The 14,578-nt window shown below is 62.7% G+C and carries 8 protein-coding genes; 4 read left to right on the top strand and 4 right to left on the bottom strand.

Annotated features, from left to right (window positions below):
* Positions 1 to 5,445 (top strand): Ig-like domain-containing protein (locus ACTJK9_RS13500; RefSeq protein WP_440814296.1); only part of this gene is annotated, 5,445 nt, incomplete at its 5' end.
* 243 nt (positions 5,446 to 5,688) lie between these two features.
* Here the strand turns inward: ACTJK9_RS13500 and ACTJK9_RS13495 are convergent.
* From ACTJK9_RS13495 to ACTJK9_RS13485, 3 genes are all read right to left on the bottom strand, one after another.
* Positions 5,689 to 6,060 carry a DUF6124 family protein gene (locus tag ACTJK9_RS13495; protein ID WP_440814294.1) on the bottom strand — a complete coding sequence of 124 codons (372 nt, stop codon included), beginning with the start codon at positions 6,058 to 6,060 and terminating at the stop codon, positions 5,689 to 5,691.
* Positions 6,061 to 6,449: 389 nt separating this feature from the next.
* On the bottom strand, positions 6,450 to 6,845 hold the full coding sequence (locus ACTJK9_RS13490; RefSeq protein ID WP_065260960.1) for a YbaN family protein: 396 nt from the start codon (positions 6,843 to 6,845) through the stop codon (positions 6,450 to 6,452).
* A 10-nt stretch (positions 6,846 to 6,855) separates the two neighbouring features.
* Positions 6,856 to 7,443 carry a UPF0149 family protein gene (locus ACTJK9_RS13485; RefSeq protein WP_064594261.1) on the bottom strand — a complete coding sequence of 196 codons (588 nt, stop codon included), beginning with the start codon at positions 7,441 to 7,443 and terminating at the stop codon, positions 6,856 to 6,858.
* 277 nt (positions 7,444 to 7,720) lie between these two features.
* Here ACTJK9_RS13485 and recQ point away from each other — a divergent pair, with 277 nt between their 5' ends.
* The 3 genes from recQ to ACTJK9_RS13470 all read left to right on the top strand — a co-directional run bounded on the left by recQ (position 7,721) and on the right by ACTJK9_RS13470 (position 12,328).
* Positions 7,721 to 9,850 carry a DNA helicase RecQ gene (recQ, locus tag ACTJK9_RS13480; protein ID WP_440814290.1) on the top strand — a complete coding sequence of 710 codons (2,130 nt, stop codon included), beginning with the start codon at positions 7,721 to 7,723 and terminating at the stop codon, positions 9,848 to 9,850.
* 134 nt (positions 9,851 to 9,984) lie between these two features.
* Positions 9,985 to 10,419: a MarR family transcriptional regulator gene (locus ACTJK9_RS13475; protein ID WP_039765478.1), complete on the top strand. Its 435-nt coding sequence runs from the start codon at positions 9,985 to 9,987 to the stop codon at positions 10,417 to 10,419.
* Positions 10,420 to 10,546: 127 nt separating this feature from the next.
* Positions 10,547 to 12,328: a FimV/HubP family polar landmark protein gene (locus ACTJK9_RS13470; RefSeq protein WP_440814288.1), complete on the top strand. Its 1,782-nt coding sequence runs from the start codon at positions 10,547 to 10,549 to the stop codon at positions 12,326 to 12,328.
* Positions 12,329 to 12,334: 6 nt separating this feature from the next.
* Here the strand turns inward: ACTJK9_RS13470 and ACTJK9_RS13465 are convergent, their stop codons facing one another.
* Positions 12,335 to 14,536 carry a patatin-like phospholipase family protein gene (locus tag ACTJK9_RS13465; RefSeq protein ID WP_440814286.1) on the bottom strand — a complete coding sequence of 734 codons (2,202 nt, stop codon included), beginning with the start codon at positions 14,534 to 14,536 and terminating at the stop codon, positions 12,335 to 12,337.
* Between the last annotated feature and the right edge of the window lie 42 nt (positions 14,537 to 14,578).

The raw sequence follows: 14,578 nt of genomic DNA, 5'->3' as shown, positions 1-14,578 counted from the left end.
AACATCGTCGACGACCTGCCAAAAGGCGTGGACGACAGCAACGCCGGCACCGCTTCGGAAACCAATCTCACACTGAGCGGCAACGTCCTGACCAATGACGTGCAAGGCGCCGACCGTGTACCGACGGGCCCCAATGCCGGCCCGATCACGGCGGGTACGTTCACCGGGACTTACGGCACCCTGGTGCTGAACGCCAACGGCACGTACACCTACACGCTGAACACCAACGATGCAGACTTCAAAAACCTGCACGGCGGCGGCAACGGCACCGAGACCTTCACCTACACCATCACCGATGCCGACGGCGACACCAGTACCGCCAACCTGGTGCTGAACATCCACAACAACGACGATCAGGTGTACCTCAACGGCCTCGACGTCAACGGCGGCGAACTCACCGTCTACGAGAAAAACCTCAGCGACGGCACCAGCCCCAACACCCCGGCACTGACCCAGAGCGGCACTTTCACCGTCACCGCGCTCGACGGTCTGCAAACCCTGACCGTGGGTGGCATTGCCGTGATCACCAACGGTGTCGCGGCCGGCTTCCCGCAATCGACCGTCACCCCGCTGGGCAGCACGCTGACCATCACTGGATACGACCCGGCCACGGGCGTGGTCAGCTACAGCTACACCCTGGTGGATAACGAAACCCATCCGACCGCCAACGGCGCCAACAGCATCACCGAGAACTTCAACGTGGTGGCGACGGACACCGACGGCAGCACCGCCACCGGACAGATCAACGTCAACATCATCGACGACCTGCCGACCGCCAAACCCGACGCGACGTCGGTGCAGGAGGGCGGCACCGTCAGCGGCAACGTGCTGGACAACGACATCGGCGGCGCCGACGGCCCGGCAGCCAGTGGCGCGGTAGTGGGCGTGCGCGCCGGCTCCGACACCTCGACCTCGGCCATCGGCGGCCTCAACAGCAACATCAACGGCACTTACGGCTACCTGACCCTCGACGCCAACGGCAACGCGGTCTATCACAGCAACCCGAATGCTGTGAGCGGCCCGGGTGCGGTGGATGTGTTCGTGTACACCGTGCGCGATTCCGACGGCGATGAAAGCACCACCACCATCACCATCGACGTCTACAACAGCTGCCTCAAAGCCGTCAGCGACACCGACGTCACCGTGTACGAAAAAGCCCTCGACCTGACCAAGGACGGGCAAGACCTAGCCCCTGGCACGGTCACCGGCAGCGATCCGACCAGCACCGGAGAAACAGCGTCCGGCACGTTGGTCGGCTCGGTCACTGGCGCGGTCGGTGCGATCAGCTATGCGCTGGTCGGCAGCGCCACCGGCAACTACGGGCAGATCGTGCTCAACCCCAACGGCACGTACACCTACACCCTGACCTCACCGGCCAGCACCACCCCGCACGCCGATGACGGCGCCAACACCCTGACCGAAACCTTCACCTACCAGGCCACCGATTCGCTGGGCAACGTCGTCACCAGCACCCTCGTGGTCAGCATCGTCGATGACGTGCCGAAGGCGATCAACGACAGCAACGCCAGCACCGCGTCGGAAAACCAGTTGACCCTCAACGGCAACGTGCTGACCAACGACGTGCAAGGCGCCGACGTGGTGGCGACCGGCCCGAATGCCGGCCCGATCACCCCCGGCACCTTCACTGGCACTTACGGCACCCTGGTGCTGAACGCCAACGGCACTTACACCTACACGCTGAACACCAACGATGCAGACTTCAAAAACCTGCACGGCGGTGGCAACGGCACCGAGACCTTCACCTACACCCTGACCGATGCCGACGGCGACACCAGCACCGCCAACCTGGTGCTGAACATTCACAACAACGACGATCCGGTGGTCCTCAACGGCCTCGACGTGAATGGTGGCGAACTCACCGTCTACGAGAAAAACCTCAGCGACGGCACCAGCCCCGACACCCCGGCGCTGACCCAGAGCGGCACCTTCACCGTGACGGCCCTCGACGGTCTGCAAACCCTGACCGTGGGCGGCATCGCCGTGATGACCAATGGCGTGGTGGCCGGCTTCCCGCAATCGACCGTCACCCCACTGGGCAGCACGCTGACCATCACCGGTTACAACCCGGCCACCGGCGTGGTCAGCTACAGCTACACCCTGGTCGATAACGAAACCCATCCGACCGCCAACGGCGCCAACAGCCTCACCGAGAACTTCAACGTGGTGGCGACGGACACCGACGGCAGCACCGCGACCGGGCAGATCAACGTCAACATCATCGATGACTTGCCGACCGCCAAGGCCGACACCGGCTCGGTGGCGGAGGGCGGCACGGTCAACATCAGCGTGCTGGGCAATGACATCAGTGGCGCGGATGGCGCGGCGATCGTGGTCGGCGTGCGCGCCGGCGGCAACACTGCGACCTCGGCCATCGGCGGCCTCAACAGCAACATCAACGGCAACTACGGCTACCTGACCCTCGATGCGGCGGGCAATGCGGTCTATCACAGCAACCCGAACTCCGTGAGCCCGCCGGGCGCCACCGACACATTCACCTACACCATCCGCGACAGTGACGGCGATGAAAGCACCACCACCATCACCGTCAACGTCGCCGACAGCAAGCTTGTGGCCTCGACCGATCAAGACGTCACCGTCTACGAGAAAGCCCTCGACCTGACCCAGGACGGACAAGACCTGGCCCCCGGCACGGTCACCGGCAGCGACCCGAGCAACACCGGCGAAACTGCCAGCGGCACGCTGGTCGGTTCGGTCAGCGGCGGCAGCGGGGCGATCACCTACACCCTGGTCGGCAGCGCCACCGGCACCTATGGGCAGATCCAGCTCAACGCTGACGGCACCTACACCTACACCCTGACCTCGGCGCCGAAAACCACGCCGAACGCCAACGACGGGCCGAACACCCTGAGCGAAAGCTTTACCTACAAAGCCACCGATGCGCTGGGCAACAGCACCACCAGCACCATCGTGGTCAACATCGTCGACGACGTGCCAAAAGCGGTGGCGTCGGATCGTTCGGTGGCGGCGGTGGAGATCGACTCCAACATCCTCATCGTTCTCGACATCTCCGGCAGCATGGCCGACGCCTCCGGCGTACCGGGCCTGTCGCGGCTGGAACTGGCCAAGCAGGCGATCAGCGCCTTGCTCGACAAGTACGATGATCTGGGCGATGTGAAAGTGCAGCTCGTCACCTTCAGCAGCAACGCCACCGACCGCACTTCGGTGTGGGTCGATGTCGCCACGGCCAAGACCCTTCTGGCCAGCCTCAGCGCGGGCGGCGGCACCAACTACGATGCGGCCGTGGCAACCATGTACAACGCGTTCAACACCTCGGGCAAACTCACCGGGGCGCAGAACGTCGGCTACTTCTTCTCCGACGGCAAACCCAACGAGGGTGACATCGGCACCGCCGACGAAGCGACGCTCAAGGCGTTCCTCGATGCCAACAACATCAAGAACTACGCGATCGGCCTGGGCAGCGGCGTGAGCAACGCCAACCTCGATCCGCTGGCGTACGACGGCATCACGCACACCAACACCAACGCGGTGGTGGTCACCGACCTCAATCAACTGAACTCGGTCTTGTCCGGCACGGTGCAGGGCGCGCCGGTCACCGGTTCGTTTATCGGCGAGGGCGGCACGTTCGGCGCCGATGGCGGGTTCATCAAATCCATCGTGGTCGACGGCACCACCTACACCTATGACCCGAAAGCCAACGGCGGTCAGGGTTCACTGGTCGCCAGCGGCGGCGCCAACCACGGCACGTTCAACACGGTGAACAACACCCTGAGCATCGCCACCAACAACAGCGGCACCCTGGTGGTCAACCTCGACACCGGCGACTACAGCTACACCTCGCAAAAAACCACCGCCGTGGTGATCACCGAAAACATCGGCTTCACCCTCAGCGACAACGATGGCGACCTCGCCAGCTCGACCCTGACCGTGAAAGTGATCCCCAACGCGCCTCCGGTGGCGGCGGACGACCACATCATCACCAACGTGCTGTCGGGCAACATTGTGGTGCCGGGCGAGTTGTTGCTGGCCAACGACACCGACCCCAACGGCGACACCCTCAACGCCACGCCGACCTCGTTCAACACCGGCTGGATCTCCAGATCGGCAGACTTCACCGGCAGCGGCGCGATCAGCTTCACCGGCACCAACGCCAACACCGCCGCCAATCAGAACCTGGCCAACGTGCGTAATTCGTTCAGCGCCAACGCCGCGACCATGACCGCCGTGCTGGTGGTCAGCGGTTACCTCGGCGCGGTGACCAACACCAACGCCAACGATGAAGACCGCATCACCGTCAATCTGCGCCAGGGCGAAACCCTCAACCTGGACCACAACCTGGCGGCCGGTCACATCACCATGGAGTACTCGATCAACGGCGGCGCGTACATCGCCCTTGCGGACGGCCAGACCCTGACCGCGTCGTCCGACGGCGTCTACCAGATCCACATCACCAACATCAGCAACACCACGGGCAACAACGTCAACGCGGCGGAGAACTACCAGCTGACCATGACCCTCAACTACGCCGGGGCCCACGACATCACCCCGGACTACCACGGCACCTACACCGCCAACGACAACCACGGCGGCAGCGACACGGCAAACGTGACCATCAGCTATCAGGACGGCCACACCCTCACTGGGACCTCGGGCGATGACGTACTGGTGGCGGGCACCGGCGACAACATCATCAACGCCGGCGACGGCAACGACGTGCTCACCGCTGGCTCCGGCAACAACGAACTGCACGGCGGCGCCGGCAACGACTTGCTCTACAGCGGCCCGGGCAACGATTTGCTCGACGGTGGCACTGGCATCGACACCGCCAGCTACGCCCACGCGACCGCCGGGGTGACGGTCAACCTCGGCCTGCTCGGTGCGCAAAACACCATTGGCGCCGGCACAGACACCCTGACCGGCATCGAAAACCTCGTCGGCTCGAACTTCAACGACAGCCTCACCGGCGACAACAATAACAACGTGATCAACGGCGGCCTGGGCAACGATATCCTCAACGGCGGCGGGGGCGATGACCTGCTGATCGGCGGGATGGGCAACAACACCCTGACCGGCGGACCGGGTGCCGACACCTTCCAGTGGCTCAAGGGCAACAGCGGTCACGACCTCGTCACCGACTTCACCCCCGGCACCGACAAGCTCGACCTGTCGCAACTGCTGCAAGGTGAAAACGGCACGTCGGCGTCACTGGATGACTACCTGCACTTCACCGTCACCGGCAGCGGCGCCTCGGTCATGACCAGCATCGACGTCAGCGCCATGGCCGGCGCCACGCCGAACCAGACCATCGACCTGGCGGGCGTCAACCTCGCCAGCCACTACGGTGTGACGCCGGGGGCGGGTGGGTTGATCGCCAGCGGGCACGACACGGCGACCATCATCAACGGCATGCTCAATGATCATTCGTTGAAGGTGGATACGGTTTGATCTGAACGCTGAAACGACAAAACCCGCCGCCCCGATCAAACGGGACGGCGGGTTTTTCATGCCGCAAGTGATGGGTTGCCTGGGAGTGAGCCTTCGTCGGATCGCCGCCCGGAGCAAGGTCGTGCGTCTAACACACATTTAAATTACGCCGCTGTACCTGTGGGAGCGGGCTTGCCCCGGGCGGCGATCCGACGAAGGCGTCATGTCTGTCACGCATTATTCGGGACAGTGCATTTACCTTTTTTACACCGCCGTCTCGGTTTTCAACTCCAGATTATCCAGCACCCGATTCACCGCCAGTTCACCCAGCATGATCAACTGCGCAATCCCCAACAGCACATGCCGCTGCGGGCCGTCCACCAACCCGGCGAAGTCATTGGCCATGACCTTGGCCGAGGTCAGGGTTTCGCAGGCATCGGCCAGCAGTTCTTCGCTGTCGATGCCGGGGGCGATGAGGTAGCGGGTGCCGGGTCTGAGCAGCGGTTTTCGGGGGAGCAGCGGATTGAGGTAGTGATCGAGGGCGCGTTCGGCGGCTTCGTGGAATTTCTTGGAGTCGAGGGTTTCGTAGGGGGAAGTCGAATCGACTTCGGGCGGGTTTGGCGTTGGTTTGATCATGGCGAATCTCCGTGATTGGATTTGGCCGCCACGACTCATCGCTAAACAAGTAAAGGTGGCGGCTGTACGCAGGTTAGCGATCCGGGTCACAGAAACCCCGGGTAGACCCGAAGGTCTCCCACGCACAGCCACCATTACGCCAAGTGCAGAGAAGAGACTGCAATCGGGATTGGGCGTTGTTGCGTCTGTGGGGAGCCGGATCGCTAAACCCGATCGCTGCTGTTCAGCGACCGGCAAACAATAGAACCCGCCCCCAAGGCGCACAAGCCGGCGGAGTCTGGCGGATGCGTAGGCAAAGGCGCAAGGTTGCGTGGCCTTGCGGACATGTTCTTAAACATGATTCAACTGGGTGTCAGGTTGAAAGGACTGAGTTGCGCCATCGCCCCTTGTCAGGATTTGCGCAACGTCTTCTGCCGCAAGATATAAACCGTCACCAGCACCGCGCTGGTCAACATGAACCCCCGGGCCCAAGGCAGCGGCACCAGGTAGCACGAGAACAGAATGCTCGCCCACATCAGCCCGATCGCGTAGACCTTGCCCTTGAGCGGAATGCCGTTGCCATCCAGGTAATCGCGGATCCATGGTCCGAGCCGGGGATGCTCGACCAGCCATTGATAGAAACGCGGAGAGCTGCGGGCGAAGCAGGCGGCTGCCAGCAGGAGGAAGGGGGTGGTGGGGAGAACAGGCAGGAAAATCCCGATCACCCCCAATGCCACGCTCAGCCAGCCGATGGCCAGCAGGATGTAGCGCAACATCAGGGGGCGGTTGCCTATGGGATTGTCCATAGGCCGGATCTTAGTGGTGACGTGGCTTGAGGATCGCCGGTTTTTCGTCGGGCGCCTGGCACAGCAGGTACAGCGCGGTCAGGGCTTCCGGGATCTGCACGATCATGTCGTCCATCAGGTTGGCGTCCTTGGCGATGTCTTCGAACTCGGGCTGTTCGTCGAACAGGCCCGAACCGACCATGATCGGCAGGAGCATTTCGCTGACTTCTTCTTCGGCGGTTTCGAACCAGGCCGCTTCGCGCAGGAACACCCCTTCCATGAAGCCGATGCACCAGCCGCGCAGTTCGGAATCGTCCGGGTCGTCGCCCAGGTCCAGCTCGCATGGCAGCTCGAACTCTTCGTCCGACGCCAGTTGGCGGGCGATGTGGGCCTTGAGGCCGATCAGCGTGGCTTCGATCTCTTCACGCTGCGCTTCGCTGCTGTAGTGCGGCTCTTCGGCGAACAGGGCGTCGATCCATTCACGCTCCGGCACCACGTCGGCGCAGATCGACAGCGCAGTCAGGTAACCGTGAGCGGCCACGTAGTCCAGCGCCTCTTCATGCAGCTCGTCGGCGTCGAGGAAGACTTGCAGGCGGGTTAGTTGCTCGGCGAAGGACATTAAAGGGCTACCTTGGGGGAATAAACAATGCGGGAATTCTAGGCCTTCTTGAGCCCTCAAGCCAGCCGCACGGCAGATTTGCCCGCACAAGCTTCTTCTCGGCGGTGCCCTCTGCCGGGGAGGGCTCGGGTATACTGCCGCGCTTTGCGATCCCTGCCGGTGTCGCGGCTGATTGTGTAGGGCGCGATGCAATGCGCGCTTACGTTTTGTTTAAAGCAGCCTCGGCTGTCTTGAACCAGCCTGTGCAGGGATGTTTCGGTGGATTTTTGGAGTTTTTATGCTCGAACAGGCTCAACGCGTCCTCAAGGACATCTTCGGCTACGACAGTTTCCGTGGCCGTCAGGGTGCAATCATTGAGCGCGTGGCCAGTGGCGGTGATGCCCTTGTCCTGATGCCGACCGGCGGTGGCAAGTCCCTGTGCTTCCAGGTGCCGGCGCTGTTGCGCGATGGCTTGGCGGTGGTGGTTTCGCCGCTGATTGCGCTGATGGACGATCAGGTCGCCACCCTCGAAGAGCTGGGCGTTGCCGCCGCCGCGTTGAACTCCACATTAAGCGCTGAACAGCAGCGCGATCTCGCCAACCGGATCAAGCGTGGCGAAGTGAAGATGCTGTATCTGGCGCCGGAGCGGCTGGTGCAGCCGCGCATGCTGTCGTTTCTGCAAGGCTTGAACATCGCCCTGTTCGCCATCGACGAAGCGCACTGCGTATCGCAATGGGGCCATGACTTCCGCCCGGAATACCTGCAACTGGGGCAGTTGGCGGAAATGTTCCCCGACGTGCCGCGCATTGCCCTGACCGCCACCGCCGACAAGCGTACCCGCGAAGAAATCGTCACCCGCCTGCACCTGCAGAATGCCGAGCGTTTCCTCTCGAGTTTCGACCGGCCGAACATCTTCTACCGCATCGTGCCCAAGGAGCAGCCGCGCAAGCAGTTGCTGGCGTTCCTAGCCGAGCGGCGCAGCGATGCCGGTATCGTCTACTGCCTGTCGCGCAAGAAAGTGGAGGAGGTGGCCGCGTTTCTCACCGAGCAGGGCTTCCCGGCGCTGCCGTATCACGCCGGTCTGCCCAACGATCTGCGCGCCTATCACCAGAAGCGCTTCCTCAACGAGGAAGGCCTGATCATGGTCGCCACTGTGGCGTTCGGCATGGGCATCGACAAACCCAACGTGCGCTTCGTCGCTCACCTCGACCTGCCGAAATCCCTTGAAGCCTATTACCAGGAAACCGGACGCGGTGGCCGTGATGGCCTGCCGGCGGACGCCTGGATGGCCTACGGTCTGCAAGACGTGGTGATGCTCAAGCAGATGCTGCAGAACTCCGAGGGCGACGAGCGCCACAAGCGTCTGGAGCAGCACAAGCTCGATGCCATGCTCTCGCTCTGCGAAGAAACCCGCTGCCGCCGTCAGGCGCTGCTGGCGTATTTCGATGAAGACATGCCGGAGCCGTGCGGTCACTGCGACAACTGCACCGACGGCGTGCAGACCTGGGACGCCACCGAGCCTGCGCGTCAGGCGCTGTCGGCGATCTATCGCACCGGCCAGCGTTACGGCGTCGGCCATCTGGTGGACGTGCTGCTGGGCAAGGACAACGAAAAGGTCCGCAGCTTCGGCCATCAGCACCTGTCGGTGTACGGCGTCGGCAAGGCGCTGGGGGAGAGCGAATGGCGCTCGCTGTTCCGCCAGTTGGTGGCCCGTGGTCTGGCGGATGTCGATCACGAAGGCTATGGCGGCCTGCGATTGAGCGATACCTGCCGGCCTTTGCTCAAGGGCGAAGTGACCCTTGAACTGCGCCGCGACCTCAAACCACAAATCACCGCCAAGAGCGGCAGCAAGAGCCAGGCCAGTCAATTGGTGCGTGGCGAAGAGCGCGAACAGTGGGAAGCCTTGCGCGCCCTGCGGCGCAAACTGGCGGAAGAACACGGCGTGCCGCCGTACGTCATCTTCCCCGACTCGACCCTGCTGGAAATGCTCCGCAGCCAGCCGACCTCGCTGGCGGACATGGCCCGGGTCAGCGGCGTCGGCGCGCGCAAGCTGGAGCGTTACGGCGAGGCCTTCCTCGAAGTGCTCGGCGGCGAGGCCGAGGCGCCGAAAGTGGTGGCCGACGTGCGTCACGAACTGATCACCCTGGCCCGCGCCGGCATGACGCCGTTGCAGATCTCCGGTCAGTTGCAGTGCTCGGAAAAGAATGTCTACACCATGCTCGCCGAAGCCATTGGCAAGCAGCAACTGTCGCTGGAACAGGCGCTGGACCTGCCGGAAGACCTGATGGGCGAAGTACAGGATGCTTTCCTCGACGGCGAAGGCGAGTTGCCGTCGGTCGCCGAAGTGGCCGAGCTGTTTGCCGGTCGTGTTCCGGAAGGCGTGCTGTATTGCGTAAGGGCTGCGCTGCAATCCGAGTTTGAAATGTAAGAGGGCGTTTGTGCCAACCGTTATACGGTTGTAACGATTCAGTACAGGACGCCTCTTGCCTATAGCCAAATGTCATGCTTAGCTGACTAATAATTAGTTTTTCTCTATTTGTTCAGTCTAATCATGAGTGTTTTATGCCGTTAACCGATCAACACCGTTTTGGCATGCAATTGGCCCAGATGTCCCGTGGCTGGCGTGCCGAACTCGATCGCCGGCTGGCCGGCCTGGGCTTGTCCCAGGCGCGTTGGCTGGTGCTGCTGCATCTGGCGCGCTTCGAAGAGGCGCCGACCCAGCGGGAGCTGGCGCAAAGCGTCGGCGTCGAAGGGCCGACCCTGGCCCGTCTGCTCGACAGCCTGGAAAGCCAGGGCCTGGTGCAACGCCAGTCAGTGATGGAAGACCGCCGGGCGAAAAAAATCGTGCTGTGTGCTCCGGCCCTGCCGCTGATCGAACAGATCGAAACCATCGCCACGCAACTGCGCAAGGAATTGTTCGAAGGCGTCGACGAAGCGGATTTGAAGGTGTGCATGCGGGTTCACGGGCACATTCTGGCTAACCTGGAAAAGTCTTGAGGCATAACCGCGTGCCGTTTTTTTGAGAGATCGCGCTGGGCGGACTATAAGAACTACTGGGCAATATCGTGTTCGTACCGGATGTGCGAACGCATAGAAGTCGGTTTTGCTTATACAAGGGATGCTCATGCTCGGAAGTCGGCACGTAGTACTGCGTTGCGCCAACTCGCTGCTGGTGGCCGGTGTTCTCACCTGGTCCACCGCCTCATTGGCGCTGGGGCTCGGTGACATCACCGTGCATTCAGCCCTCAATCAGCCGCTCAAGGCTGACATCGCGCTGGTGGATGTCGGGGGCGTCAGTGAAAGCGAACTGGCGGTCCGTCTGGCCTCGGCGGACGAGTTTGGCCGCGCCGGTATCGAGCGCGTGTTCTTTCTCAATGACCTCAAGTTCACCCCGATCCTGCGCGGCAATCGCAACATGATCCGGGTGACCTCCAGCAAACCGGTCAACGAACCCTTTCTGAATTTCCTGGTGCAGCTCGATCAGCCCAACGGCCACCTGCTGCGCGAATACACCGTGCTGATCGATCCGCCGGGCTCACCGGGAATTGTCCCGGCCACCGACGAGCCAACGGCGCGCGCGCAATCCTCGGAATTCCCGACCCCCGAGACTCCCACCGCAACTACGCCGGCCAAACCTGCTGCGCCTGTTCAGCCACCGGCTCCGGTCGCCGACGCGCAGGCCGAACAACTGGCGGCGAGCCTTGTGCAGAACCAGCAACTGCAAAAAACCATCGATGCATTGAACGTGAAGCTTCAGGCGCAGGAAGTGCTGATCGCTGACGGCAAGAAACAGCTCGGTGATTTGCAGGCCCGTCTGATTGAAGTGCAACAGGCACCCCCAGTGACCTCAGCGCCCGTGGCACCTGTGCCGGCGCCGGTCATTGCCCCGGTCGAGGCTCAAGAGGATTCACTAAACTGGCCGCTGCTCGGCGGATTGTTGCTGGTACTGGGGTTGCTGGTGGCGGGGTTGTATGTGCGCCGGCAACGCCAGCAGGCGCAAGGGACTGCTGCGCCGTTGCCGTTCCTGCCGGTACGAAACGAACCCCCGGTCGACGACGCCGAACCGATGCAGCCGAGTGCCATTCACAGTGCTGTCGAGCATCGCGAGGAACACGCCAACGGCGATGTGCTGGAAGCGGTCGGCATTTATCTGGCTTACGGACGCTTGGGCGAGGCCGCCGGTCTGTTGCGTGATGCGTTGCAGCGGGAGCCGGAGCGCATTGACCTCGGCGTGCAGTTGCTTGAAGTGCTGGGGCGGCAGGGCGACACGCCGATCTATGACGAGCAGGAAAACCGCCTGCGCCAGCTCGGGGTCGAGGATCAGCGCTTGCAGGAGATTCGCGCCCGCTACCCGAAACTGGTCAGCGCCGCACCTCTGGCGGCAGCGGCTCCGGTGATTGCTGCGCTGCCGATCGAACCCCCTGTGGAGCCGGAACCCGAAGACAATTTCGAACTGAACCTGGATCAGCTCTCGATGGCGTCGAGTTGGGATCTTGAGGAGACTCGCTCCACCACCGACGCACCTGAACAGGCGCCATCAACGCTCGGCTCCGATCTGCAGGTACTGCCACAGGATTTCGAATTGCCGGAAACCCTGCCCGACGATACCGAAACCGCCGAACTGGAATGGATCGCCGAGCCGGAAGCGCAGCCGCTGGATGAGGACTTTCTCAACGAGTTTGGCGATCCCGGTTCGTCGCTCTCGTTGGAACCACTGGAGCTACATGCTCCTGAACTGGAGCCCGAACCCTCAGACGCCGCCAACGCCGGCAAACTCGAACAGGCCCAGACCTGCATCGACGACGGCGATCTCGACAGCGCCATTGCCTTGCTCAACGAACTGCTCAAAGAGGCTGACGAACCCCTCAGGCAAACGGCGCGCACGCTGTTGGCGGGGATTCGCTGAGCGCCGTCAGAAGGTCTGGCCGAGGTTCAGGTACACCGCCTGTTCATCCGCATCGTTCAGGCCATAACTGAAGTTCAACGGTCCCAGCGGCGTATCGAAGCCGATGAACACGCTGGCGGCGTTGATGTAGCCACTGTCGAACTCGTTGTCGTTGTTCCAGGCTCGGCCGCGTTCCAGCGAGGCGCCGGCGTACAGCGGGAAGTCCAGCGGCAGGTACGAACGCGGGGTGAGGCGGCGGTAATACACCGCACGCAACAGATTGACGTTCTGCCCGGAGATCGCGTCTTCGCGGAAACCGGACAATTGCCGGGCGCCGCCGAGCAGGAAACTGGAGGTCACCACGTTGGCATCGTCCAGCGTGCGGCCGTAGCGACCGCCAAGAATCAGCGTGTCCGGGCCGCTGCTCATGGCCTTGTCCAGTTTGAACTCCCACTGTCGGTAGCGCGTGTCGGAGCCCAGGCTCGGTTCGAACTGCACCAGGGTCAGGCTGATGTCTTCGCCTTCGTGGGGGTAGTAGACGTTGTCCAGCGAGTCGAAGGAGTACTTCAGCGCATAGAATCCTTCGTTGAAATTCTCGCTCGGCAGATCCTGATCGCCGATCCGCACATCCGCCTTGCCCCAGGCCTCGCCGACGCCGAAACGCACTTCGCCGCTGTTGCCGATCTGCCGGCCAAAGTTGAGGCCGAAGCCGTAGCGCTCGACGCGATACTGGGCGATCGGATCGTTGTCCAGAACCGAGTCGACGTTCTGTGCGGCAAACGACGCATAAGGCGCGACGAAGTAGCGAGAGCCCACGTCCAGCGGCTGATAGAACTCGCTGTACAACTCTTGTTTATCGCCGATCTGCGCCCGGGTCAGCCATTCCGCGCCGAGGCGGTTGATGCCGTTCATGCGGTAACTGGCGCCGAGGTTGAAGGCGCTGTCGCCGCGCATGTCGTCCGACAGGTTGAGGCCGACCCGCAGGTAATCGGTGCCGGTGCGTTTGCCGCGCGCGCTGATCACCAGCGTGTGATCCGTGCCCTTGTGCACCACGCGGTATTGCACCTGCTCGAAATAATCGAGGCCGTACAGAGTGCCCATGTCGGTTTGCAGGCGGCCCAGGTCCAGCGGTTCACCGATGTGCTGGCGGATGTAATAGCGGATCACGTCATCGCCGACTTTAGAGTCGTTCTCGACCTTGATCGCGGTGATGATCGGCGTGCGTTGGCCCGGCGCGCGGGCAGCGTTGAGTTCGGCGTCCTGCGACTGCACCGGTTTGAGGCGGGCAAGGCGTACGTCCAGGGCCTGGGTCGCTCGGTAGCCGGCGTCGATCATCTCCTGGCCTCGGCCGAAATCGGTGGAACCGAAACTCGCCAGCGGCGGCTGGATCAGCACGTCGTCGGGATGCAGGGTCGCCAGTTGCTCTTCGGAGTTGCGTCGGGTCATCAGGGTGATCGACTGGTTCAGCACATCGACCACGGTCACCAGTTGCTTGCGGTTGCGCAGCGGGGTGCCGATGTCGACCACGATGGCCACGTCGACGCCCATTTCCCGCGCCACATCGAGGGGAATGTTGTCGGTCATGCCACCATCCACCAGCAATCTGCCGTCGAGTTCGACCGGGGCGAACACTGCCGGGATCGACATGCTGGCGCGGATCACCTGGGGCAGATGGCCCTTGCGGAACACCACTTTTTCGCCGTTGGCGATGTCGGTGGTCACGGCGCGGAACGGTATCGGTAGCTTGTCGAAATCCCGGGTGTCGCTGGTATGGGCCAACAGGCTTTCGAGCAGCAGCGCGAGGTTCTGGCCTTGAATCACGCCCAAGGGCAGGCCGAGGCTGCCGTCGTCGCGAAAGCTCAGCTTCTGTTTCACCAGAAAATCGCGGTCGTCCTGCTTGCGCCGGAACGGTACGTTTTTGCGGGGCGGGGCGTCGGACAATGCCTGCTGCCAGTCGATGGTCAGGGCGAGTTTTTCCAGCTCGTCAATCTTGTAGCCCGAGGCGTACAACCCGCCGACCACCGCGCCCATGCTGGTGCCGGCAATCGCATCGATCTTGATGCCTTGCTCTTCCAGGGCCTTGAGCACACCGATGTGCGCCAGGCCACGGGCCGCGCCACCGGACAGCACCAGTCCGACTTTCGGGCGTGTGGTCTCACTGGCATGGACGCTGACACCAGCGAACAGGGGGAGGAAACCAAGCAGCAGGCAGATCAGCAGACGACGCATCGTGATTCTCGGGGCGAGCGATAAAGCCGGCTATTATAGCGG

The sequence above is a fragment of the Pseudomonas sp. 22082 genome (genome assembly GCF_052046055.1).
GTDB classification, from domain to species: Bacteria; Pseudomonadota; Gammaproteobacteria; order Pseudomonadales; family Pseudomonadaceae; genus Aquipseudomonas; species Aquipseudomonas pharyngis.
Note: the sequence above shows the minus strand (reverse complement) of the source record. Positions and strands in the feature narration are given on the sequence as shown.